We start from the raw sequence: 443 nt of genomic DNA on the forward strand, positions 1-443 counted from the left end.
GGCGCGCGCGGGTCACTCTTCGGGAAGTCAAACCAGTTGCGTCCGCTTGCCTCTAACCGCTCAGCGCCCAGTCGCCCCAGCAGCACATCGTAGGGCGGCGCGTTCTGCGGGTGCAGTTCGAGACGGTTGCGCTCGAACCATTGCGCCCGCACCGTTCTGCCCTCGATCACCATGTCTTCTTCCGGACCAATGGGGAAACCGAATACCGGAAGCCCGCCGTTCCGCTCCCAGTATTCGAGCAGCCGACCACAGACCGCGAAACCAGTCTCCGGGAACTGCCGGCACCGTCCAGAGGTCGGCTGCGGCGCCGGTTGCGCGGGCGGCGGCGCGGGCGCAGGCTGCGGCGCCGCAGCCTGCGCAGCGCGATGGATCAGGAAGATCGGCGATGGACCCAGGCTCAACCCGAAGGCGCCGTTCGCGGCATCGACCTGCGAGGCGTTGCC

Annotated in this window: 1 protein-coding gene; it reads right to left on the reverse strand. The window is 68.4% G+C overall.

Going from position 1 to position 443, the window contains the following annotated elements:
- On the reverse strand, nt 1-443 hold a 443-nt coding region (locus NZU74_20470), incomplete at both ends, for a hypothetical protein (GenBank protein MCS6883703.1).

This window comes from Chloroflexaceae bacterium (genome assembly GCA_025057155.1).
Lineage (GTDB): Bacteria > Chloroflexota > Chloroflexia > Chloroflexales > Chloroflexaceae > JACAEO01.